This window comes from Shinella sumterensis, assembly GCF_004514425.2.
GTDB lineage: Bacteria > Pseudomonadota > Alphaproteobacteria > Rhizobiales > Rhizobiaceae > Shinella > Shinella sumterensis.
In genome coordinates this window covers 1-22,073 of the sequence record NZ_MYFN02000003.1, presented here as the reverse complement: position 1 = coordinate 22,073, position 22,073 = coordinate 1, and the positions used below count along the sequence as shown (strand labels likewise).

Genomic DNA, 22,073 nt, shown 5'->3' with positions numbered 1-22,073 from the left:
GCCGGCAATGCGCCGGTTGAACTTCGTCTAAGCTTGGGGCATAGGCTCGGCAAGCGCAACACCCATTCGGGATCGCTGGTTAACCGCCGGAGGAAAACGCCATGTTCTCGCCGTTCGATCCCTTCCGCTGGTCGCTCGCCCATGGCCGGCTTCTGGAGCTCGGCCCGCGCGGCATCCTGATGGCGATCGTCAACGTCACGCCGGACTCCTTTTCCGACGGCGGGCGCTTCGACAGCGCGGACGCTGCCGTGGCGCGGGCGATCCTGTGTCTCGAAGAGGGTGCGGAGATCATCGACATCGGCGGCGAATCGACGAGGCCGGGTGCAGCATCCGTCTCGGCGGCCGAGGAGCAGGACCGGATCCTGCCGGTCATCGAGGCGCTTGCCGGCACCACGGATGCCATCATCTCCGTGGACACCTACCGCGCCGAAACGGCGCGGCTTGCGGTCGCCGCGGGCGCCCATATCGTCAATGACGTGCATGGGTTGCAGCGCGAGCCCGATATCGCGGAGGTCGCGGCGCAGAGCGGGGCGGGGCTCTGCATCATGCATACGGGACGTGATCGCGAGAAGCGGCCGGATGTGGTGGAGGACCAGTATCTCTTCCTCGGACGGTCGCTGGAGATCGCCCGCGCAGCCGGTGTGCCGCGTGAGGCCATGGTGCTCGACCCCGGCTTCGGCTTTGCCAAGGACGCGGACGAGAACCTGGAACTGATGGCGCGGTTCGGCGAACTCTACGGTTTCGAGCTGCCCATCCTTGCCGGCACGTCGCGCAAGCGTTTCCTCGGCGCGGTGACGGGACGCGAGGCGGCGGAAGACCGCGATGCTGGCACGGCCGCCACGACCGCCTTGCTGCGCATGGCCGGTGCGGCGGTCTTCAGGGTACACGATGTCGCAATCAACAGGGACGCATTGGCCGTTGCCGATGCTATGCTTTCAGCGCGGCGCAGGGTCGCTGCGCGCGAGGCGCAGGGCGAAACGCCGGCGAGACAGGATACACCATGACCACCAGCTACACGATCACGCTCAAGAATTGCGCCTTCTTCGCCCGCCACGGCCTGCACGATGCGGAAGAGTTTCTCGGGCAGCGCTTCTTCGTCGATGCGGAACTCGACGTGCTGCCGCTTCGCCCGCTGTCGGACGACGCCATCGATTCGACGGTGGATTACGGCGTGGCCTTCCAGGAAATCGAAAAGATCGTGACCGGCCAGCGCCGTTATCTGATCGAGGCGCTGGCGCAGGAGATCGCGACGGTTCTCTGTGCGCGTTTCCCGCAGATTTCGCGCGCCCGCATCACCGTGCGCAAGCCCAATGCGCCGGTGCCGGGCGTTCTGGACTATGTCCAGGTCACGGTCGATCATGTCGTCTGAGACGTTTCGCCGGGCCACGCTCGGCCTCGGCGGCAATATCGGCGATCCCGCCCATGCGATGGCCGCGGCGCTGCGCGCGCTCGATTTGCGTGCGGATTGCCGGGTGCTGGCGGTGTCGCGGCTCTATCGCACGCCGCCCTGGGGAAAGACGGACCAGGACTGGTTCTTCAACGCCTGCGCGCTCATCGAAACCAAGCTGGCGCCCGAGCCTCTGCTCGACATCTGCCTGGGTATCGAGCGCGACATGAAGCGCGAGCGCATCGAGCGCTGGGGACCGCGCACCATCGATATCGACGTTCTGACCTATGAGGGTGTGGAGCAGGCCGGCGGGCGGCTGGAGCTGCCGCATCCGCGCATGACGGGGCGCGGCTTCGTGCTCATGCCGCTTGCCGATGTCGCGCCGTTGCTAATGGTCGAAGGTCGGCCCGTCACCGCATGGCTGGAAGCGGCGGATGTCTCGGGCATAGAGCCGGCAAGCGCCGGCCCGGACTGGTGGCGGACTACTTGATCGAACCGACGGCGATGTCGTCGAGATTGCGGTCGAGCGACAGGCCGATGACCGGGATCATCTTGTCTTCGACCTTCACCGAGATGGTGATGTTCATCTTCTTGTCGCCGTCGAGGCGTGCGATCATGGCGCCGTTCAGCTTCTGGCGGTTGATGCCCACCACGACCTTGTTGCCATTGACCTGGCCGGACACGATGTCCATGCCCTTGCCGGCGGCGCCGTCGAGGAACTTGCCCTTGTAGGTGCTGCCTGCCTTGCTGATCAGCGCGGACATCGGCTGCTTGAACACGCCGACGCGGCAGAAGCCATCGAGCTGGATGCCGGCGCCCTTGGCGGCGACGGGGTTGCCCGTCAGGTCGCAGTTGAACTTGGTGCCCTTGTATTTTCCGGCGACGATTTCACCCGCGCCCTGCCAGTTGCCGGCGACCTGTTCGAAGAAGGCCCTGTCGCGCTGCGAGGCGGATGCGGGAAGCGCAATGGCGCTGGCTGCGAGAATGGCCGCTGCGGAGGCGCGGGCGATCAAAGAGGTGCGCGAGTACATGAACGATCCTTGATGGGCGATGGCCGTTGGCCTGCTTTGTGCGTTCAGGTTTGCGCGAAAATGGTTAACGGACGGTTTCCGGCGGGCGTGCTCGCGTCTTTTGATGGCGCATGACGGCCCGGGAAACCGGGGTGTTGCAGCAAGGTCACGCCTCGTCGCGGCGGCTGCCCGTGGTGCCGGGCGTCAGGTCGCCAATGAAATCGCCGATGCCGGGGCGCTTGAGCGCGCGAAAGGGCATGGGCCGGCAGAGGTCCATGGCGGCGATGCCGATGCGGGCGGTCATCAGGCCGTTGATGACGCCTTCGCCGAGCCTTGCGGAGAGTTTCGAGGCCAGCCCATGGCCCAGGACCTGCTGCACGAGGCTGTCGCCCATCGCGATCGATCCAGTCACGGCGAGATGGGCGATCACGTCACGCATCAGCCGCAGCATGCCGATCTTGCCCGGGCGTCCGCCGTAGAGTTCGGCCATGCTGCGCACCAACCGGCTGCTTTCATAGATGACATAGCCGAGGTCCACCAGCGCGCGCGGGCTGACGGCGGTGACGATGGAGACGCGCTTGGATGCGCCGAGGATCAGCGCACGGGCCTCGCGGTCGAGCGGGCTCATCAATTCGCGCTCGGCAAGCTCGATCAGATGAGCGGCATCGATGATCTCGCCGTCGGTTTCGGCAAGCCGTGCACGGCCGCGCGCCGTCTGCGGGCGGGCGGCGAGCAACTGGACGAGACGGGCGACCATGACCCGGCCGCCGGCCGGCGTGGGCGAGGCGGCCGCCTCCTCGATATCGTGCTTGAGATCCTGCACGGCGGCGAGGCGGCGAAGGCCGATCAGCTCGCGCAGCACGACGCCGAGAAGGGCGAGGACCGCCACCACGGCGGCGGCGAGGGCGAGGTAGCCCAGCCAGTCGTTGCGGCTGAACAGGTCGCGGATCAGGGCATCGACCCAGAGGCCCACGGCGAGCGATATCAGCACGCCGAGCGCGCCGAAGACGATGCGGCCGAGCGTGATGCGGCGAGGACGCGGTGCGGCGACGGGCGGGGTAAGGTCGGGCAGGTCCGCCGTCGTTGCGATGAAGGGGTCCTCCGCGTCCGTGGTCAGCCGCACGGGTGCGTCGAAGGCTGCGGGCGCACGGGTGCGTTCGCTCTCCGGCCGGGTGGTTGCATCGGCCGGCAGGGAGAAGGCGGCGGGCTTGCGCGGACGGTCGGTCATGCGAGCCGGTCTCCGATCAGATATTGCAGCGCGCGGTCGAGCCGTATGTGCGGCACCGACAGTTTCAGCCCGCCGCCGGTTTCCTCGATATGGGGCGGGCGAAAGCGCACGAAGTTGAGCAGGTGTTCGCCTTCAGGAGCCGATTCAAGCGCTTCGAAAAGTGAATCCGGATTCTTCGGCAAGTCACCGGGAAATATCGCGGTTTTGCGTTCGCCATCGAAAATTTCGCCGTTGATTTTCTCACCCGCCATGGGCACGCCGACGATCACGGGCAGGTCCTCGCCGCCATGCTTGACGGTGGCCTCGCGGGTGGCGCGCACGGAGGCGAGCGCCATCACCTCGATGCCCGCGCCGCTCATGCCGATGCGCTCGATGGCGCGCTCGACGAGGCGGCGGGTGACGGCCTCCAGTCGCGGATGGCTTTCATGATGCAGGTGATCGGCCTTGGTGGCGGCGATCACGATGCGGTCGATACGCCGCGTGACGAAGGAGGACAGGAAGCTATTCGAGCCAGCACGGAAACAATCCAGCACGTCGCCGAGCGCGCGCTCCAGATCGTGCACGGCCTCCGCGCCGCGATTGATCGCCTGGAGCGCATCGATCAGCACGATCTGCCGGTCGAGGCGGGCGAAGTGCTCACGAAAGAACGGGCGCACCACATGGGACTTGTAGGCTTCGTAGCGCCGCTCCATCATCGCCTGCAAGGAACCGCGCGCCGGGTTGCCCTTGGCAAGGTCGGGCAGCGGCGCGAAGGTGAGCGCCGGCGAGCCTTCCAGATCGCCCGGCATCAGGAAGCGGCCCGGCGGCAGGGTGGACAGCGAGCGCTCGTCGGATTTGCAGGCACGCAGATAGGCGGTGAAGGCCTCCGCGAGCGCCCGCGCCGTCGCCTCCGACGCATCGGCCGCCGGATCGACCGTCGTGGACAGAGCCAGCCAGTCGCGGGCAAGCTCGGCGCGGACACCGGAGCTTGCGAGTGCAACGGTCTTTTCGCTGAAGGTCCGGTAATCCTGCGCCAGCAGGGGAAGATCGAGCAGCCATTCGCCGGGATAATCGACGATGTCGATGGAGAGTTTGCCGGGCGAAAACAGCCGGCCCCAGCCGGAGGCGCTTTCATATTCCAGCGTGAGGCGGAGCTGCGATATGGCGCGGGTCGAATCCGGCCAGACGCGGTCGGCCACCAGCGCACGGATATGGTCCTCGTACTGGAAGCGCGGCACGGCATCATCCGGCTGCGGTTCCAGGCGGATCTTCGAGACCCGGCCGGAGCGCCCGGCCTCGAACAGCGGCAGGCGTCCGCCGTTCAGAAGATTGTGTACGAGCGAGGAGATGAAAACCGTCTTGCCGGCGCGCGACAGGCCCGTCACGCCGAGCCGGATCGACGGGTTGACGAGATTGGTGGCGCGGCCCGTCAGCGCGTCGAGCGCGAGCAGGGCTTCATCGGTCAGGGTCGTCAGGCTGGGGGGCACGATTTCTCTTCCATCATCGAAGGCGATATAGGAAACCCGACGACGCCGAAAAAGAGGCGCCGGGACGCCCGCGCGTCTTTCAGCGCAGAGGGCGCGGCGCCATGAAGCCCGCCAGGCAGGCGCCGCCCTGGTCGCTGTATGTCGGGCGGTTGTCGAAATCCAGGATGGCGAGACCGGCGGTGGGATAGCCCAAGGGCGCCGCGGTCTCGGCGATCTCACGGCCGACGAGGCTATGGAAGAACGCCTCGACCATCGGATTGTGACCGACGATCATCACCGACGTTTCCGCGCGGGCGGCGAAGGCCAGTTCGGCATAGGTCTCGATTCCGCCGGAATAGAGCGAATCCACATAATCGATCGGCAGCTCCTCGCCAACCGTGCGGCGGAACGGCGCCGCCGTCTGACGGCAGCGCAGGGCCGTGGAGGAGAGGATGAGGGCCGGCCGGTAGCCCTGGTCGGCGGCTTCTTCGGCGATGACCTCTGCCTCGGCGAAGCCTTCGTCGTCAAGAGCGCGCTCGAAATCGGACTGGCCCGGCTGCGCCCAGGCGGCGCGGGCGTGGCGAAGGATGTAGAGCCGGAAAGCCGGCGTGCCGAGAGATGTCAAATCGATGCTCCATCCGCCCGCGGCCGACCATCAGAACCGCTTTCCGACTTCATGTCTTTCCCCGCGGCAAAGATCAACCGGTTTCGCGGGCGGATGCATTCACGATTGCGGGGAATGGCAGCGCGGCCCGTCAAATAAAATCTTGATAGGGTGCCCTTGGGGGACGGAAAGTCGTGCCTATATTCTCGGCACGCGCCGAAGGCGGAGCAGGCGGTCTTCCTTCCAACGGCCGCGGCAATGCCGTCTTCGGCGCGATATGGGAGCGGCTGTTTTGCCATCCTATTGTAATTTTGATGAAATATTACTCTGGCAAGGTCCAAAACATAGGCACGCGTGAAAACCGTGGGTAAGTCTCAGAAGGCTTGAAACGGCGTAATTGTAGGGATATACAGCGCGCCTTGAGATGTTCTTCAGGAGAATCGCGTTGAGTGAGAAGATCGATCTTAGCAATTTCGTCCTCAATGAGGACGATGAATTCATGAGTGCCAGCCAGCGGGCTTACTTTCGAGCGAAGCTTAACGCCTGGAAAAACGACATTCTGCGCGAAGCGCGCGAAACTCTCGAACATCTGGCCGAAGAAAGCGCCAATCATCCGGATCTCGCAGACCGGGCATCCTCGGAAACCGACCGCGCCATCGAGCTTCGGGCTCGTGACCGCCAGCGCAAGCTGATCTCCAAGATCGATGCCGCGTTGCAGCGCCTGGACGAGGGGACATACGGGTACTGCGAGGAAACGGGTGAGCCGATCGGCCTCAAGCGTCTCGACGCCCGTCCGATCGCAACGCTGTCCATCGAGGCGCAGGAGCGTCACGAGCGCCGCGAAAAGGTGTATCGCGACGAATAGGCGTCTGCCTGACGGGCGAAACGGGCACCGGGGGCCAACCCTCCACGCTCGTTCCTCAGGAAGCCGAAATAACTCAAACCCCTGGAGCTTCCGCTTCCAGGGGTTTTTTCTTGGCCGCATCAGCCCTTGCGGTTGGCGGCGATCTCGCCGAGCAGGCGCGCCATCTCGGCTTCCGTCTCCTCACGGCTCTTGCCGGCCGGCTGCTGCGCCTGTCCGGCCATGGCGGCGGTCTGTGTCGGGTTCGACGTCGGCTGGGCGGCGGTGCGCACCTGGCCGGCACCGGCGGTCGGCGCGGGATTGTTCGCCATCTCCGCTTCGAGCAGCTTTTCGAATTCGCTGACGAGGGCCGGATTGTCCGCGGCGCTGCCTTCCGGTCTGACCGGCGTCGCCGTAACGGCGGTTACCGGGCGCTGCTGCGCGACCTGATGGCTCTGGGCGGGAACGACAGCCGGGTTCACGGCGCCCACGGACGAAGCCGTTGCGGTTGCCACGGGCTGCGGCGTCAGCACGCGCTGGCGGTTCTGCTCCAGCAGGTCTTCCACGCGCTTTTCGGGCGTGCGCTGCTGCTGGCCCGGCTGCGTCTGCTGCACGGCGGAAACCGGCTGGGACACGCTACGTGCGGGGACCGGGCGCGCATCCTCATCGCCGGCATAGAGCACCTTGCCCATGGCGGAGACGCCATCCTGTGCCGTGGCCGGCCGTCGCTCGGTGGTGGTGGTCGGGGTTGCAGCCGTGACGCTTGCCGCCGGCCGGGTGACCACGGGTGTCTCCACGGCGGCGACGGCGGGTTCGCGTCGTGTGGGCTCGGCCCGCTCGACCGTCTCGACGGGCTTTTCGGCAGGCTGCACGCTTTCGCTCGGCGTCGTCACGATCCGCGATTCGATGACGATGTCCGTGGGGCCGCCGATCATGACGAGGTGTTCCACGTCGTCGCGCCGGACGAGAACGAGGCGGCGGCGCGTATCGATCGCGGCGGCATCCAGCACCGCAAGGCGGGGCGTGCGGTTGCGGCCGCCGCGAATGAAGGGCGAAGACGGACGGCCCCGGATGATCCACAGCACCAGCGCGAGGCAGAGAAGGCCGAGCAGGACGACGACCACGGCGATGACGAACTTCTGACCGTTGTCTGCGAGGATCTCAGGCAACATGGCGCGTGCACTCCTTTTGTCCGGTCGGCCCCAGCCGCTCACCACGGCATCTGACGGCCTTTTGCGAGGTCCTACAAGCGCTTGGCGACGGTTGTCCAGCATCCATTGCCGTCGCGCTTGCGTCGTAACTATGGCGGCGCGCGGAAAATACGAGGGTTTTGGCGGTAATATTCCCTGTGAATTCGCGGCCTTGCTTCCCCTCGGCGGCTTTTTGCGCTTCCCTCGGGCAGCTAAACATGATTCTCGCATCGTTGCCGCGCCACGTGAAGGGCAGGCGCGTTGCATATGAGGGATTGATGACGACGATGAAACGGCCGGGCGACGACAATCTGCCGATCGTGGACCGCGGCTTGCGGCCGGCGATGGCGCTTCGCGTCGTGCTGCTGGCCGTCGTGCTGGCGGCCTCGGCCGGTGCCTTCATCGTTTTCAAGAACCAGCTCGACAACGAACTCGTGCTCGGCGTGCTGGGCGTGCTTGCCATGGCGGGGATCTTCTTCGTCGTGTCGGCGCTGATCGGTTTCATCGAGTTCATGCCGGAACCTGCCGGTGCCGACGATCTCGCGCATGCCTTTCTCGACAGCCATCCCGACGGCACCGTCATCACCGATCGCAAGGGACGCATCGTCTATGCCAATGCCGCCTATGGCGCGCTGACCGGCGCGCGGGGCGACGCGGAAGTGCAGTCGCTCGAGACGCTGCTGTCGCGCAACCGCGACGCCACGGAAGCCGTCTACCGCCTCACCAACGGCCTGCACGAGGGCAAGGAGGGCGCCGAGGAATTCCGCGTCCAGAAATCCCTCGACGCGTCCGCCTCGGCCGGTTCCGGCGCGCACTGGTACCGGCTGAAGGCCCGCGTGCTGCCCAACGGCAAGAAGGCCGGGCGGCCGCTCTATATCTGGCAGATCTCGGATATCACCTCGGAGCGCGACGATCAGGAGCGGTTCTTCAAGGAGTTGCAGAACGCGATCGATTATCTCGACCACGCGCCCGCGGGCTTCTTCTCCGCCGGCCGCAAGGGCGAGATCGTCTATCTCAACGCGACGCTCGCGGAGTGGCTGGGCATCGACCTCACGAAGTTCCATCCGGGATCGCTGTCGATCGCCGATGTGGTGGCGGGCGAGGGGCTTGCGCTCATCCAGTCCGTGCAGGCCGAGCCTGGCCTGAAGCGCACCGAGACGCTCGATCTCGACCTGCGCAAGACGAATGGCCAGAGCCTGCCGGTGCGCATCGTGCACCGCGTGTCCTCCATGCGCGACGGTGCGCCCGGCGACAGCCGCACCATCGTCCTGGCGCGCGAGGAGGGCGGCGAGGCCGACCAGTCCGCTTCGATCGCCTCCATGCGTTTCACGCGTTTCTTCAACAACACGCCGATGGCGATCGCCTCCGTCGACGGCAACGGACGCATCCTGCGCACCAACGCGCCGTTCCTGAAGCTGTTTTCCGGCGTCGTGTCGCGTGACGACATCGATCGCGGCGCCAAGCTTGAGACCATCGTGCACGAGACGGACCGGCTGCGCCTGCAGGCCGCGTTCGATGCGGCCAAGGACCGGCAGGGCGATATCCCGCCGATCGATTCGCTGCATCCCGCCGACGACGGGCGCCACTTCCGTTTCTACGTGAACGCCGTCATCGACCAGAGCGACGAGGCGCCGGAGGAGGCGGCCATCGTCTACGCCGTGGAGATCACCGAGCAGAAGGCGCTCGAGACTCAGATGGCGCAGACCCAGAAGATGAACGCGGTCGGAACGCTCGCCGGCGGCATCGCGCACGATTTCAACAACGTGCTGACGGCCATCCTGCTCTCGTCCGACCATCTCCTGCTGTCGGCGCGTCCCGCCGATGCAAGCTTTGCCGATCTCATGGAGATCAAGCGCAACGCCAACCGCGCCGCGGTGCTGGTGCGCCAGCTGCTCGCCTTCTCGCGCAAGCAGACGATGCGCCCGACGGTGCTCAACCTCACCGACGTGATCGGCGACCTGCGCATGCTGGTCGACCGGATGACCGGCACCAATGTGAAGATCAATGTCGATTACGGCCGCGACCTGTGGACGGTGAAGACGGATCTCGGCCAGTTCGAGCAGGTGCTGATCAACCTCGCCGTCAACGCTCGCGATGCCATGCCGGACGGCGGCACCATCACGTTCCGTACCCGGAATGTGGAGGCCGAGGAGGCCGCAGCGCGCAACCTGCGCGACCTGCCGCCCGGCGACTATGTCGAAGTGGAGGTTTCCGACCAGGGAACCGGCATACCGCCCGAGATCATCGACAAGATCTTCGAGCCCTTCTTCACGACCAAGGATGTCGGCAAGGGCACGGGCCTCGGCCTCTCGATGGTCTACGGCATCGTCAAGCAGACCGGCGGCTACATCTATCTGGATTCGGAAGTCGGCAAGGGCACGACCTTCCGCATCCTGCTGCCGCGCCATGTGGAAGAGGCCGTTCCCGTCGATACCGCGGCCGATGCCGCGCAAACCGGCGCCCAGCCGGTCGCATCCGTCGCACAGATTGCCGAGAAGGAGCCGCGCGACCTCACCGGCGGTTCGGCCGTCGTGCTTCTCGTCGAGGATGAGGAAGCCGTCCGCCGCGGCGGAAAGCGCATGCTGGAAACCCGCGGCTATACGGTGCATGAGGCCGGATCGGGCGTGGAAGCGCTCGACATCATGGACGAATTGAACGGCGCCGTGGATATCGTCGTGTCCGACGTCGTGATGCCCGAAATGGACGGGCCGTCTCTGCTGCGCGAACTGCGCAAGTCCTATCCGGATCTCAAGTTCATCTTCGTCTCGGGTTACGCCGAGGACGCCTTCGCCCGTAACCTGCCCGCCGACGCCAAGTTCGGCTTCCTGCCAAAACCGTTCTCGCTGAAGCAGCTGGCTGAAGCCGTGCGGGAAATGCTGGACGAAGGGTAGGGCGTCTTCGCTTCACGTGCTTATCCGACGGTGATTATATTGCTTGCAAATACAGCAAGAGACTAGGCTCAGGACCTATTAATTTGGTTTGAGCTGTGATTCACGGTTTCTGGAAGGAGACCGTGATGAGTGATTTGTTTCTGTTGAGCGAGAGCCAGATGGCTCGGATCGCACCGCATTTTCCCCTGGCTCATGGCGTTCCCCGCGTCGATGATCGTCGCGTCGTCAGTGGCATTGTCTACGTCATCAAGCATGGCCTGCAATGGAAGGACGCGCCAAAAGACTACGGGCCACACAAAACGCTCTATAACCGGTTCATCTGCTGGAGCCGCCTTGGCGTATTCGACGACATCTTCTCGGCGCTGGCCGGTGAAGGCCCAAGGCCGGAGCGTATCATGATCGACGCCACACATCTGAAAGCACACCGAACGGCGGCGAGCCTGCTCAAAAAGGGGATGTTCCCCGTCGTATCGGGCGAACCAAAGGCGGACTGAACTCCAAGCTGCACACCGTATGCGACGGCGAGGGACGCCCGATCATCATGCTGCTCAGTGAGGGCCAGATGAGCGACCATAGAGGCGCTCGTCTCATGCTGAATGCCTTGCCACCAGCCAGGACGCTGATTGCTGACCGTGGATATGACAGCAAGACCTTCCGGCAAGCCTTGGAGGCAAAGGGCATCGAACCCTGCATTCCTTCAAGCCGCAGCAGGAAGGTGCCATATTCCTATGACAAGGCGCTCTACCGCAAACGCCACAAGGTCGAGAACCTCTTTGCCAAGCTCAAGGACTGGCGGCGCATCGCAACCCGATACGACCGGTGCGCGCATACTTTCTTCTCAGCCATCTGCATCGCAGCAACCGTCATCTTCTGGCTTTAATCAATGAGTCCTGAGCCTAGGCTTGGATAAAATTGAGCCAGTATCTGGTCGTGGCGAGATGGATCATGCCGGAGAAGCTATTCGCGAGTTGATCTTCTCTGGTTGCGATGGCACGGTTGATTTTTTGATGTCCGGACGTTCGCTCGATGCAATTTCACTGCTTGTATAGCGTCCGGCCGAATAGCACTGACTTCGGTTGCAGCGGGGCTCTATCAATGCCAAAACGGCGACATGAAGAACATCCAGATCATCGATGATGCTGACAACGCTACCTACAGCCTTTTCCAGGCGACGGAGGCGGAGTTTGAAGCAATCTTCCCGAACGGACGAGATATCGAACTGGCCGAGGATTTGCTCGACCGACTTGGAGAGGAAATGGCCGGTGCTGTGTTGGCGCCAATCTGGAGCCGCCCAATCCTGAAGCGCGATGCGCTTGGCATCCATGGCACTCTGTTTTACGACAATGACCGTCGGCGCGACCACATCCCGCCGTCAAAGCGTGAAGTGGATTGGAACGAAGGCGCGATCAACCAAGCCCAACGAGACTTGTTCGCCAAGCATCGCTAGTGTTCCCACGTCGCGTAGCGAAAAGCGGCCGGATCAAACCGGCCGCTACGTCGTTATCAGGCCACCATCGCGACGGCGATCTCTGCCGCCAGGCGGGCATTGTTCTCCACGAGCGCGATGTTCGTCTTGAGGCTGCGGCCGTCGGTCAGGTGGAACAGGCTGTCGAGCAGGTAGGGCGTGACGGCCTTGCCGGCGATCTCGTCACGCTCGGCATTGTCGAGCGCGCGGGTGATGTAGATTTCCATCTCCTCGCGCGGGATCTCGTCGGCCTGCGGCACCGGATTGGCGATCAGCATGCCGCCGTCGACGCCGAGCTGGTCGCGCACCGTCTGGAAGTTGGCGATCGCCGCCGGGCTGTTGAGCGTCAGCGGGCTCTTCAGGCCCGAATCGCGCGACCAGAAGGCCGGGAAGATGGCGCTGTCATAGGTCACGACCGGCACGCCGCGCGTTTCCAGCACCTCCAGCGTCTTGGGGATGTCGAGGATCGCCTTGGGGCCGGCGCAGACGACGATCACGCCAGTGCGCGCGAGTTCCTCGAGGTCGGCCGAGATGTCGAAGGTCTCTTCCGCGCCGCGGTGAACCCCGCCGATGCCGCCGGTGGCGAAGACCCTGATGCCGGCGCGCGCAGCACCGATCATCGTGGCGGCGACCGTGGTCGCGCCCGTACGGCGCTCGGCAATGGCAAACGCCATATCGGCGCGCGATACCTTCATCGCGCCCTTGGTCTGCGCGAGCGCCTCGAGCTGGGTGGCTTCCAGGCCGATATGCAGCACGCCCTCGATGACGGCGATGGTGGCCGGCACGGCGCCGTTGTCGCGGATGATCGTCTCCACGCTGCGCGCCATATCGAGATTGCCCGGATAGGGCATGCCGTGCGTGATGATTGTCGATTCGAGGGCGACGATCGGCGCGCCGCGGGCCTTGGCGGCGGCGACTTCGTCCGAATACTGCATCGGCAGGAGGGAGGAGACGGGTCTGGTCATGCGATGTCCTTGAAGGATTTTGGGCAAAAAAGTCTCATGACAGGATTTCGGCAGGCGGCACAAGAGAAAGTGCGTCGGCAAGGGCCGTCTGCGACATTTCCTCCGCAACGGCGAGCGGCGAGCGCACGGTGATGACGGCGGCGGCAACGCCATGGCGCAACGCCTCGTCGATCGGCACCCCGCGAAGCCACGCGTCGAGAAAGCCGGAGGCGAGCGAATCGCCCGCGCCGGTGACATCGCCGAGCGCCGGTATGGCCGGCGGCACCACCGAAGCGGCACGCTTCTCGTCAAAGGCGATGACGCCTCTGCCGCCGCGCGTGACCACGCCGGCGCGAAGGCCAACGGCGCGCAGCGCGTCGGGCCAGTCGGCCGGGTTTTCCGGGCTGGCGCCGCAGAGCGTGCGCGCCTCCGCCTCGTTCATGAACAGGAAGGCGAGGGCGGGCAGGGTTTTTCCAAGGCGCACGACCTTGGCCGGCGAAATGGCGATGGCGGCAAGCGGAATGCCGGCTTCCCGCGCCATCGCTGCCATCGCCTCCAACGTTTCCGCCGGCAGGTTGGCATCGGTCAGCAGGGCGCCCGCTTCGGCAATCGCCTCGCGCATGGCGCGCTGTTGCAGCCGGCGCGGCGAAAACAGCCGGTAAAGCTCCATGTCGGCCAGCGCGATGACGAGGTTGCCGTCGCGCTCGATGATCGCCGTGTAGCTCGGGGTCGCGCGGTCGAGAAAGGTGAAGGGCGTGTCCTCGACGCCCGCCGCCTGTGCGGCGGCCGCGACGATCTCGCCGTCCGTGTCGCCGCCACGCGGCGAGACCAGCCGCACGCGGCGGCCGAGCCGGGCGAGATTGCGCGCCGCATTGAAGGCGCCGCCGCCCGCTTCCACGAACCACCCGCCCGGATTGCTGGCGCCGGGCACCGTCTCGCCGGCAATGCGCCCGCGCCTGTCCACATGGGCGCCGCCCATCACCAGTATCGTTCTGTCCGTCATCACAGTCCTTCGCATCCGCATGCCGATTCGTCCGTCCCAGGCAGGTTGCAGGGCGGTCAAACCGTTGTTTTCAATCCACGATCATCCACTTGAAACGAAAGTAGAACACACGCCTGATTTGCCAATTCACTCAAATGGATGAACGGTCCTTGCAAAAAGAGAACAAAATGTGTACATAGCTTTCATCGGCGGGTTCGTTGCCTGTCTTGCTTCAATAACCTAAAGGTGGACAAAATGGCACAGAACAGTTTGCGGCTCGTAGAGGATAAAACAGTGGATAAAAGCAAGGCACTCGAAGCGGCTCTCTCCCAGATCGAGCGCTCGTTCGGCAAGGGCTCCATCATGAAGCTCGGCGGCAAGGACAGCGTGGTGGAGATCGAGACGGTTTCGACCGGCTCGCTCAGCCTGGATGTCGCGCTCGGCATCGGCGGCCTGCCCAAGGGGCGCATCATCGAAATCTACGGGCCGGAAAGCTCGGGCAAGACGACGCTGGCACTGCAGACCATCGCCGAGGCGCAGAAGAAGGGCGGCATCTGCGCCTTCGTGGACGCCGAGCACGCACTGGATCCGGTCTATGCCCGCAAGCTCGGCGTGGACCTGGAGAACCTCCTCATTTCGCAGCCGGATACCGGTGAGCAGGCGCTGGAAATCACCGATACGCTGGTCCGTTCCGGCGCCATCGACGTGCTGGTGGTCGATTCGGTCGCGGCACTCACGCCGCGCGCCGAAATCGAAGGCGAGATGGGCGAAAGCCTGCCGGGGCTTCAGGCCCGCCTGATGAGCCAGGCGCTGCGCAAGCTGACGGCCTCCATCTCCAAATCCAACACGATGGTCATCTTCATCAATCAGATCCGCATGAAGATCGGCGTCGTCTACGGTTCGCCGGAAGTGACGACGGGTGGCAACGCCCTGAAGTTCTACGCCTCCGTGCGTCTCGATATCCGCCGCATCGGTGCGGTGAAGGAGCGTGACGAGGTGATCGGCAACCAGACCCGCGTCAAGGTCGTCAAGAACAAGATGGCGCCGCCCTTCAAGCAGGTCGAATTCGACATCATGTATGGCGAGGGCGTTTCCAAGACCGGCGAGCTCATCGATCTCGGCGTCAAGGCCGGCATCGTCGAAAAGTCGGGTGCCTGGTTCTCCTACAACAGCCAGCGTCTCGGCCAGGGCCGCGAGAACGCCAAGACGTTCCTGCGTGACAACCCGGACCTCGCGCGCGAGATCGAGACGTCGCTGCGTCAGAATGCCGGTCTCATCGCCGATCGCTTCCTGGAAAACGGCGGTCCCGATCCGAACGATGCCGAAGACGCGGCGAACATGTAGTCTTCCCGCAACGCTTTCGGAAAACGACGGAAAACCGGCCTTTCTTCGCGAAGGGCCGGTTTCTTCGTGTCTGGACAGGTGCCGGGCCGGACGATAAAAGCCTTCAGTTCTCGCGCATGCCCGCGGTTTCAGGCCTTCCTTCGGAAGGCGTCGGGCGAAGCGCGGTTTCGACGGAATTCGCGGATGGACGGTCCACAAGGCCTTCCGGGCGGGCACTCCGGCCGGCGAGGCGGTGTCGCGTCGCTGTGGGGCAATTGGGTGGATGACGCGCCGGTTCCGGTGCAGACAGTGCTAAGATGAAGGACGCGATATGAGCGGCGTGAATGACATCCGGTCGACTTTTCTCGACTATTTCCGCAAGAACGGGCACGAGGTCGTGGCCTCCAGCCCCCTTGTGCCGCGTAACGATCCGACGCTCATGTTCACCAATGCCGGCATGGTGCAGTTCAAGAACGTCTTCACGGGGCTGGAGACGCGGCCCTACACCAAGGCGACGACGGCCCAGAAGGTCGTGCGCGCCGGCGGCAAGCACAACGATCTCGACAATGTCGGCTATACCGCGCGTCATCTGACCTTCTTCGAGATGCTCGGCAACTTCTCCTTCGGCGATTACTTCAAGGAGCAGGCGATCGAGCATGCCTGGACGCTCGTCACCAAGGGCTTCGACCTGCCGAAGGATCGTCTTCTCGTCACCGTCTATGCCGATGACGACGAGGCCGCGCTGCTGTGGAAGAAGATCGCCGGTTTCTCCGACGACCGCATCATCCGCATCCCGACCTCCGACAATTTCTGGCAGATGGGCGATACCGGCCCCTGCGGCCCCTGTTCGGAAATCTTCATCGACCAGGGCGAGCATGTCTGGGGCGGCCCTCCGGGCTCGCCGGAAGAGGACGGCGACCGGTTCCTGGAGTTCTGGAACCTCGTCTTCATGCAGTTCGACCAGACCGCGCCCGGCGAGCGCAGTCCGCTGCCGCGTCCGTCCATCGATACCGGCATGGGCCTGGAACGCATGGCCTGCATCCTCCAGGGCGTGCAGAGCGTTTTCGAGACCGACCTGTTCCGCACGCTGATTGCCGCCGTCGAGGAAACGGTGGGCACCAAGGCCGAGGGCGAGGCCGCCGCGAGCTGCCGCGTCATCGCCGATCACCTGCGCTCGTCCGCGTTCCTGATCGCCGACGGCGTGCTGCCCTCGAACGAAGGCCGCGGCTACGTCCTGCGCCGCATCATGCGCCGCGCCATGCGTCACATGCAGCTGCTCGGCGCCAAGGAGCCGCTGATGTGGTCGCTGCTGCCGGCACTCGTCGGCGAGATGGGCCGCGCCTATCCGGAACTCGTGCGCGCAGAGGCGCTGATTTCCGAGACGCTGAAGCTCGAGGAAACCCGTTTCCGCAAGACGCTGGAGCGCGGCCTCTCGCTGCTGTCGGACGCCACCGTCACGCTCAAGAAGGGTGACATGCTGGACGGCGAAACCGCCTTCAAGCTCTACGACACTTACGGCTTCCCGCTCGACCTGACGCAGGATGCGCTGCGCGCCCGCGAGATCAATGTCGATCTCTCCGGCTTCAACGATGCGATGCAGCGCCAGAAGGCCGAGGCCCGCGCCAACTGGTCGGGCTCGGGCGACAAGGCGACCGAGGCCGTCTGGTTCGAATTGAAGGAAAAGCACGGCGCCACCGAATTCCTCGGCTACGACACCGAAACGGCCGAAGGCGTGGTTCAGGCCATCGTCGTCGACGGCAAGGCCGTCGGCAGCGCCAAGGCCGGCGACAGCGTGCAGATCGTCGTGAACCAGACCCCGTTCTACGGCGAATCCGGCGGCCAGATGGGCGATACCGGTGTCATCACCTCGGACAATGCCCGCCTTGCCGTCACCGATACGCAGAAGAAGGGCGAGGGGCTGTTCGTGCATAGCGCCGTCGTCGAGAACGGCACGCTGAAGCTCGACGATGCGGTCGTGCTCACGGTCGATCATGCGCGCCGGTCGCGCCTGCGCGCCAACCACTCCGCCACGCACCTGCTGCACGAGGCGCTGCGCGAGGTCCTGGGCACCCATGTCGCCCAGAAGGGTTCGCTCGTGGCGCCCGAGCGCCTGCGTTTCGACGTTTCGCATCCCAAGCCGATGACGGCCGAGGAACTGCGCGTCATCGAGGACATGGCCAACGAGATCATCGTGCAGAACGCGCCGGTCACCACCCGCCTGATGTCGGTGGATGATGCCATTGCGGAAGGCGCCATGGCGCTGTTCGGCGAAAAGTACGGGGATGAGGTCCGTGTCGTCTCCATGGGCACCGGCCTGCACGGCGCCAAGGCGAACCGGCCCTATTCGGTCGAGCTTTGCGGCGGCACGCATGTCTCCGCCACCGGTGAGATCGGCCTTGTTCGCATCCTCTCGGAAAGTGCCGTCGGCTCGGGCGTGCGCCGCCTGGAGGCGCTGACGGGCGAGGCCGCTCGCGCCTATCTCGCCGAGCAGGACGAGCGCGTGAAGTCGCTTGCCAGTGCACTGAAGGTGCAGCCCGGCGAGGTTCTGGCCCGCGTCGAGGCGCTCGCCGACGAACGCCGCAAGCTCGAACGCGAACTGACCGAGGCCAAGAAGAAGCTCGCCCTGTCCGGCGGCTCGGCCGGCGGTGACGATGGCGTGCGCGATGTCGCCGGCATCAAGTATCTCGGCAAGGTCGTGACGGGCGTCGAGCCGAAGGACCTGAAGGGCCTGGCCGACGAGGGCAAGAAGAGCCTGGGCTCCGGCGTCGTCGCCTTTATCGGCGTCTCGCCGGATGGCAAGGCGAGCGCCGTCGTCGCCGTCACCGAGGATCTGACGGGCCGCCTCAGCGCCGTCGATCTCGTGCGCGTCGCCTCCGAAGCGCTCGGCGGCAAGGGCGGCGGCGGGCGTCCCGACATGGCGCAGGCCGGCGGGCCCGATGGCGCCAGGGCGGCCGAGGCGATCGACGCCGTGGCCGCTGCCATCGGCGGCTGACCGCGCGGCCGGCGGCCGGAATCGACCCGATCTGATACGCTACGGCGGGCCTTGGCCCGCCGTTCGTTTGCGAAGTCTTCAACGTTTCCGTGTAGCGTGGTGCCGCGCGGAGTTTTTGTTTTGATCGAAGATCTCGTCAGTATTTCGACCTTGATGATGTGCACGTTCCTGTCGACCACCGTCGTCGGGATCTTTCTGCTTCAGGTCTGGCTGACCGATCGGCGCCATGCGGCTGCGGGCTACTGGTGCCTGTCCATGTGGGTGGGCTCGCTCTGCACGCTGCTTTTCACCTTTCGTGCATTCGGTTATCCGCTCGTGACGGTCGGGCTTGCCAATATGCTCGCCGTCTTCGGCTATGCCATGACGTGGGCCGGATTCAGGGTGTTCGACAACCGCCCGGTCCACGGCGTCGTCGTGCTGTCCGGAGCGGTTCTCTGGCTCGTTGCCTATCTGGGCGTGGATGCGGTGGCGCAGGACGTGAACAACCGCGTCATCATCATTTCGCTGATGATCACCGCCTATTCGGTGGCGACGGGCGTGGATATCTGGCGCGGCCAACGCACGGACCCGCTACCGACGCGGTTTCTCGCCGCACTCTTCTTCGTGTCGCATGGCGTCATCTATTTCCTGCGCGTGCCCATGACCTTGCTGGCGCCTTCGGCCTTCGGCCACGGCACGGCCTATTCGGCATGGTTCGCGATTTTCTCGCTGGAACTGTTCGCCCATACGATCCTGGCGGCCGTCGCCATGCTGGTGCTGATCAAGGAGCGGGGGGAGGCACTGTACCGTCAGGCGTCGCGCACCGATGCGCTCACCGGCATCGCCAATCGCGGCTCCTTCCTCGATGATGTGCAGGCGCGGCTTGCCGGGCGGTCCGGCGGCAGCCTGCTCGTCTTCGATCTCGATCGTTTCAAGAGCATCAACGATACCTATGGCCATGCCGCGGGCGATGCCGTGCTCAAGCGTTTCGTCGAGACCGTTTCCGCGCGAATGGAACGTGGCATGCTGTTCTGCCGCTTCGGCGGTGAGGAGTTTGCGCTGTTTGCCCCGCATCATGGCATGGATCGGGCGGAGGCTTTCGCCCAGTCCCTGCGGCGCGAGATAGCCGCCCTTTCGCTGGATGACGGGGAGGGCCGCGCGATCAGTCTTTCCGTGAGCATCGGGCTTGCGGATGTCGAGACATTCGGCGCCGATTTCGATCGTCTCTATTCCGCTGCCGACCGCGCGCTCTATGCCGCCAAGGACGAGGGCCGCGACCGGGTGAAGCGGGCCCAGCCGTCGTCAGGCCTCTCGGACCTCGCGAGCCGCCTGCGGGCCACCATCGCGCCCGATGCGGGAGCGGCCGCAGCCGGTTAGCCCGCGCCCGTCCTCTTTGGAAATTTCCCGGAGCCTCGGCACGATTGGGACGGCGGTCACTTGACCGTACCGTCGAGATAGAGGTCTTCACCGCGTTGCAGAGACGTGAAGGTGAAGTCGTCTTTCTTGAGAAAGCGGTCGAACCAGCCCAAAAGTTCATCCTTCGTCGCCGTGTTGCGATAGCCCACCAACCTGACGCTGAGAGGAGCACTGAAGGCGATGTCAAAGGCCGTGTCGAACTGGGTTGTGCCTGAGAGCTGAACCGAAAACGTGCCGTTGCCGTCGTGACGGATGGCGATGTCCGCACGCGTGAAAAACTCGTCGCTGTAGGTGGTGATGAGGCCGGGGGCTTCCCACCAATCCTCACCCGTCAGGGCGTTTCGCGTTCCTTCGCCCTGGAAGTCTGCCCGGATGTCCTGCAGGCTGCGATAATCGCGGTTCTCGAAGCGCTTCACCGGTATTTTGAGCCATTGTGTATCAAGCGCCGGGTTCAACCATTGGGAAACGTCATCCTCGGGGTCATTGTTGGGATCGAAGAAGAATTTTGGGGATGTCACGGTCAAGTCCAGGACGACATGGTCTTCCAGCGTCTGGCCGGGCCAGGATCCACTGCTCGCCCGCAAGGTGATGCGCGGTTCCTCAACGGCAAGGTCGAGCGGATAACCCTGATAGACAATCTTGAAATGCGCCATGTCGTCTCCCGTGTGAAACTCCCCATGAATTCCGCAGGATAGCGGCTGATGGTACACTTTGCCATGCACATCGCTCTGGATCAAACCGCTCGCAAGGGAAAACCGCGCGGCCATGCAGATGAGCAAGATTTGCGAAGTTGGACCGTGCCATGGTTCGAGGCATGCGAACGGGAGGCGAGACATGAGCAGCAATGACATATGGGCGGCCTACGAGAAGCGTCTGACGCGCGTTTCAGACTATATCCACGATCACCTGGACAAAGAGCTGGATCTCAACCGCCTGTCCGAAATTGCCTGCCTGTCCGCGCATCACTGGCATCGCGTCTATCGCGCGGTTCACAAGGAGACGCTGGCCATGACCGTCCGGCGGCTTCGCCTGCACCGGGCGGCGGGTGATCTGGTGCGCAGCGATCGTCCCGTTCGCGATATCGCCGCGCGATGGGGTTATCCCAACCTTCAATCCTTCACGCGGGCCTTTTCGGCTGCCTATGGCATGCCGCCGGCCCGCTACAGGCGGGAGGGCCCCCACCGTGCCTACGCAACGGAAAACCAAGAGGAAACCACCGGCATGTTCGACGTCACGATCCGCACGCTCCCGCCGCAGAACCTGCTCTGCATTCCGCATACCGGGTCCTATATGGGCATCGGCAAGGCCTTCGAGGCGCTCTACGGCACGCTTTATTCGCGCGGCCTCTTTCGACCCGGCATGCGCATGATCGGCTTGTATCTCGACGATCCCGATCTTGTCGCCGAGGACAAGCTGCGCTCCTTTGCCTGCGTCACGGTCGATGCCGCGCCTGCCGTCGCGCCGCCGCTGGAGCAACGCACGCTGTCCGGCGGAGACTATGCCGTGCTGCGTCATCAGGGGCCTTATGCGAATATGGGTGCTGCCTATCGCTGGCTCTTCGAGGCATGGCTGCCCGCGTCGGGCCGGTCGATCCGCGACGAGGTGATGTTCGAGCACTATCTCAACAGCCCGCGGGATGTGGCGCCCGAGGCGCTGCTGACGGAGATCGGCCTGCCGCTCCAGCCGGATGGCGATACGGCGTCCTGAGACCCGCGGCGGCAAGCCCGCCCCCAAATAAAAAAGCCCGGCGCGATGGCCGGGCTTTTCATGCTTATGGACGCCGATCAGGCCGCCATGGCCTTGCGGAGGTTTTCGTCGATCTTGTCGAGGAAGCCGGTGGTGGAGAGCCAGGGCTGGTCGGGGCCGATGAGGAGCGCGAGATCCTTGGTCATGAAGCCGGATTCGACGGTCTCGACGCAAACCTTCTCCAGCGTTTCGGAGAACTTCGCCAGTTCCGCATTGCCATCCAGCTTGGCGCGGTGGGCAAGGCCACGCGTCCAGGCGAAGATCGAGGCGATCGAGTTGGTCGAGGTTTCCTCGCCCTTCTGGTGCTGGCGGTAGTGACGGGTCACCGTGCCGTGCGCGGCTTCGGCTTCCACCGTCTTGCCATCGGGCGTCATCAGGACGGAGGTCATCAGGCCGAGCGAGCCGAAGCCCTGCGCCACGATGTCGGACTGCACGTCGCCGTCGTAGTTCTTGCACGCCCAGACGTAACCGCCGGACCATTTCAGCGCCGAAGCGACCATGTCGTCGATCAGGCGGTGTTCGTACCAGATCTTGGCTTCCTTGAACTTCTCGGCGAATTCGGCGTCGAAGACCTGCTGGAAGATATCCTTGAAGCGGCCGTCATAGACCTTGAGGATGGTGTTCTTGGTC

General features: G+C 64.6%; 20 protein-coding genes. 11 read left to right on the top strand and 9 right to left on the bottom strand.

Translation table 11 applies throughout. The features are described from left to right. Positions 1-101 precede the first annotated feature (101 nt). Genes folP through folK form a run of 3 tightly spaced genes read left to right on the top strand, consistent with a single transcriptional unit; the run spans position 102 to position 1,877 of the window. A complete protein-coding gene (gene folP / locus B5M41_RS07190; protein WP_134649953.1) occupies positions 102-1,004 on the top strand; it encodes a dihydropteroate synthase in 903 nt (300 codons plus the stop codon). Further along, positions 1,001-1,369 carry a dihydroneopterin aldolase gene (gene folB, locus B5M41_RS07185; protein WP_134649952.1) on the top strand — a complete coding sequence of 123 codons (369 nt, stop codon included), beginning with the start codon at positions 1,001-1,003 and terminating at the stop codon, positions 1,367-1,369. The genes folP and folB overlap by 4 nt, the downstream gene beginning before the upstream one ends. After that, the gene (gene folK / locus B5M41_RS07180) at positions 1,359-1,877 is read left to right on the top strand and encodes a 2-amino-4-hydroxy-6-hydroxymethyldihydropteridine diphosphokinase (protein WP_134649951.1); all 519 of its coding nucleotides are present in this window, start codon (positions 1,359-1,361) and stop codon (positions 1,875-1,877) included. Before folB ends, folK begins: the two co-directional genes overlap by 11 nt. Here folK and B5M41_RS07175 read toward each other — a convergent pair. The 4 genes from B5M41_RS07175 to B5M41_RS07160 form a co-directional block, all read right to left on the bottom strand. Then, positions 1,870-2,418, bottom strand: coding sequence for a hypothetical protein (locus B5M41_RS07175; protein WP_134649950.1), 549 nt, complete (start codon positions 2,416-2,418; stop codon positions 1,870-1,872). The genes folK and B5M41_RS07175 overlap by 8 nt on opposite strands. 145 nt (positions 2,419-2,563) lie before the next feature. Beyond that, a complete protein-coding gene (locus tag B5M41_RS07170; protein ID WP_134649949.1) occupies positions 2,564-3,625 on the bottom strand; it encodes a YcjF family protein in 1,062 nt (353 codons plus the stop codon). Beyond that, complete coding sequence (locus tag B5M41_RS07165; RefSeq protein WP_134649948.1) at positions 3,622-5,091, bottom strand: YcjX family GTP-binding protein; 1,470 nt, start codon at positions 5,089-5,091, stop codon at positions 3,622-3,624. The genes B5M41_RS07170 and B5M41_RS07165 overlap by 4 nt, the downstream gene beginning before the upstream one ends. Positions 5,092-5,170: 79 nt before the next feature. Continuing rightward, complete coding sequence (locus tag B5M41_RS07160) at positions 5,171-5,695, bottom strand: SixA phosphatase family protein (protein WP_167719169.1); 525 nt, start codon at positions 5,693-5,695, stop codon at positions 5,171-5,173. Positions 5,696-6,119: 424 nt separating this feature from the next. Between B5M41_RS07160 and dksA the strand changes: the two genes are divergently transcribed. After that, on the top strand, positions 6,120-6,539 hold the full coding sequence (gene dksA, locus B5M41_RS07155; protein WP_134649946.1) for an RNA polymerase-binding protein DksA: 420 nt from the start codon (positions 6,120-6,122) through the stop codon (positions 6,537-6,539). Between the two features lie 119 nt (positions 6,540-6,658). Here the strand turns inward: dksA and B5M41_RS07150 are convergent, their stop codons facing one another. Further along, a complete protein-coding gene (locus B5M41_RS07150) occupies positions 6,659-7,687 on the bottom strand; it encodes a flagellar biosynthetic protein FliO (RefSeq protein ID WP_167719166.1) in 1,029 nt (342 codons plus the stop codon). A 296-nt stretch (positions 7,688-7,983) separates the two neighbouring features. Here B5M41_RS07150 and cckA point away from each other — a divergent pair, with 296 nt between their 5' ends. From cckA to B5M41_RS07135, 3 genes are all read left to right on the top strand, one after another. Next, on the top strand, positions 7,984-10,596 hold the full coding sequence (cckA, locus tag B5M41_RS07145; protein WP_134649944.1) for a cell cycle histidine kinase CckA: 2,613 nt from the start codon (positions 7,984-7,986) through the stop codon (positions 10,594-10,596). Positions 10,597-10,721: 125 nt separating this feature from the next. Continuing rightward, a protein-coding gene (locus B5M41_RS07140) for an IS5 family transposase (protein ID WP_134649943.1) occupies positions 10,722-11,476 on the top strand; the annotation gives its coding sequence in 2 pieces (ribosomal slippage) (positions 10,722-11,055 and positions 11,055-11,476; 756 coding nt in all). A gap of 231 nt (positions 11,477-11,707) precedes the next feature. After that, positions 11,708-12,043 (top strand): hypothetical protein, encoded by a 336-nt coding sequence (locus B5M41_RS07135; protein ID WP_134649942.1) that lies wholly within the window; start codon positions 11,708-11,710, stop codon positions 12,041-12,043. A gap of 56 nt (positions 12,044-12,099) precedes the next feature. On the opposite strand, the gene B5M41_RS07130 is transcribed toward B5M41_RS07135, so the two are convergent. Together B5M41_RS07130 and B5M41_RS07125 are read right to left on the bottom strand one after the other, a co-directional pair. Beyond that, positions 12,100-13,026 (bottom strand): pseudouridine-5'-phosphate glycosidase, encoded by a 927-nt coding sequence (locus B5M41_RS07130; RefSeq protein ID WP_134649941.1) that lies wholly within the window; start codon positions 13,024-13,026, stop codon positions 12,100-12,102. Between the two features lie 34 nt (positions 13,027-13,060). Beyond that, complete coding sequence (locus tag B5M41_RS07125; RefSeq protein WP_134649940.1) at positions 13,061-14,008, bottom strand: carbohydrate kinase family protein; 948 nt, start codon at positions 14,006-14,008, stop codon at positions 13,061-13,063. A 234-nt stretch (positions 14,009-14,242) separates the two neighbouring features. Between B5M41_RS07125 and recA the strand changes: the two genes are divergently transcribed. The 3 genes from recA (at position 14,243) to B5M41_RS07110 (ending at position 19,658) form a co-directional block, all read left to right on the top strand. Further along, positions 14,243-15,331: a recombinase RecA gene (recA, locus tag B5M41_RS07120; RefSeq protein ID WP_134649939.1), complete on the top strand. Its 1,089-nt coding sequence runs from the start codon at positions 14,243-14,245 to the stop codon at positions 15,329-15,331. A gap of 310 nt (positions 15,332-15,641) precedes the next feature. After that, a complete protein-coding gene (gene alaS, locus B5M41_RS07115; RefSeq protein WP_134649938.1) occupies positions 15,642-18,302 on the top strand; it encodes an alanine--tRNA ligase in 2,661 nt (886 codons plus the stop codon). Between the two features lie 120 nt (positions 18,303-18,422). Next, positions 18,423-19,658 (top strand): GGDEF domain-containing protein, encoded by a 1,236-nt coding sequence (locus B5M41_RS07110; RefSeq protein WP_134653313.1) that lies wholly within the window; start codon positions 18,423-18,425, stop codon positions 19,656-19,658. Between the two features lie 56 nt (positions 19,659-19,714). On the opposite strand, the gene B5M41_RS07105 is transcribed toward B5M41_RS07110, so the two are convergent. Beyond that, entirely contained in the window at positions 19,715-20,350 is a 636-nt protein-coding gene (locus B5M41_RS07105; protein ID WP_167719555.1) for a hypothetical protein, read from the bottom strand. Positions 20,351-20,531: 181 nt separating this feature from the next. On the opposite strand from B5M41_RS07105, the gene B5M41_RS07100 reads away from it, so the two are divergent. After that, positions 20,532-21,404 carry an AraC family transcriptional regulator gene (locus tag B5M41_RS07100; protein WP_134653311.1) on the top strand — a complete coding sequence of 291 codons (873 nt, stop codon included), beginning with the start codon at positions 20,532-20,534 and terminating at the stop codon, positions 21,402-21,404. A gap of 77 nt (positions 21,405-21,481) precedes the next feature. On the opposite strand, the gene B5M41_RS07095 is transcribed toward B5M41_RS07100, so the two are convergent. Further along, positions 21,482-22,073: NADP-dependent isocitrate dehydrogenase (locus B5M41_RS07095; RefSeq protein ID WP_230640016.1), on the bottom strand; the 592-nt coding region annotated here is incomplete at its 5' end.

What these genes read in the sequence shown, in the direction of transcription:
- B5M41_RS07175 (WP_134649950.1), bottom strand. Translation starts at nt 2,418, where the DNA reads ATGTACTCGCGCACCTCTTTGATCGCCCGCGCCTCCGCAGCGGCCATT.
- folP (WP_134649953.1), top strand. Translation starts at nt 102, where the DNA reads ATGTTCTCGCCGTTCGATCCCTTCCGCTGGTCGCTCGCCCATGGCCGG.
- B5M41_RS07125 (WP_134649940.1), bottom strand. Translation starts at nt 14,008, where the DNA reads ATGACGGACAGAACGATACTGGTGATGGGCGGCGCCCATGTGGACAGG.
- cckA (WP_134649944.1), top strand. Translation starts at nt 7,984, where the DNA reads ATGACGACGATGAAACGGCCGGGCGACGACAATCTGCCGATCGTGGAC.
- B5M41_RS07150 (WP_167719166.1), bottom strand. Translation starts at nt 7,687, where the DNA reads ATGTTGCCTGAGATCCTCGCAGACAACGGTCAGAAGTTCGTCATCGCC.
- B5M41_RS07130 (WP_134649941.1), bottom strand. Translation starts at nt 13,026, where the DNA reads ATGACCAGACCCGTCTCCTCCCTCCTGCCGATGCAGTATTCGGACGAA.
- B5M41_RS07135 (WP_134649942.1), top strand. Translation starts at nt 11,708, where the DNA reads ATGAAGAACATCCAGATCATCGATGATGCTGACAACGCTACCTACAGC.
- B5M41_RS07105 (WP_167719555.1), bottom strand. Translation starts at nt 20,350, where the DNA reads ATGGCGCATTTCAAGATTGTCTATCAGGGTTATCCGCTCGACCTTGCC.
- recA (WP_134649939.1), top strand. Translation starts at nt 14,243, where the DNA reads ATGGCACAGAACAGTTTGCGGCTCGTAGAGGATAAAACAGTGGATAAA.
- B5M41_RS07100 (WP_134653311.1), top strand. Translation starts at nt 20,532, where the DNA reads ATGAGCAGCAATGACATATGGGCGGCCTACGAGAAGCGTCTGACGCGC.
- alaS (WP_134649938.1), top strand. Translation starts at nt 15,642, where the DNA reads ATGAGCGGCGTGAATGACATCCGGTCGACTTTTCTCGACTATTTCCGC.
- folK (WP_134649951.1), top strand. Translation starts at nt 1,359, where the DNA reads ATGTCGTCTGAGACGTTTCGCCGGGCCACGCTCGGCCTCGGCGGCAAT.
- folB (WP_134649952.1), top strand. Translation starts at nt 1,001, where the DNA reads ATGACCACCAGCTACACGATCACGCTCAAGAATTGCGCCTTCTTCGCC.
- B5M41_RS07170 (WP_134649949.1), bottom strand. Translation starts at nt 3,625, where the DNA reads ATGACCGACCGTCCGCGCAAGCCCGCCGCCTTCTCCCTGCCGGCCGAT.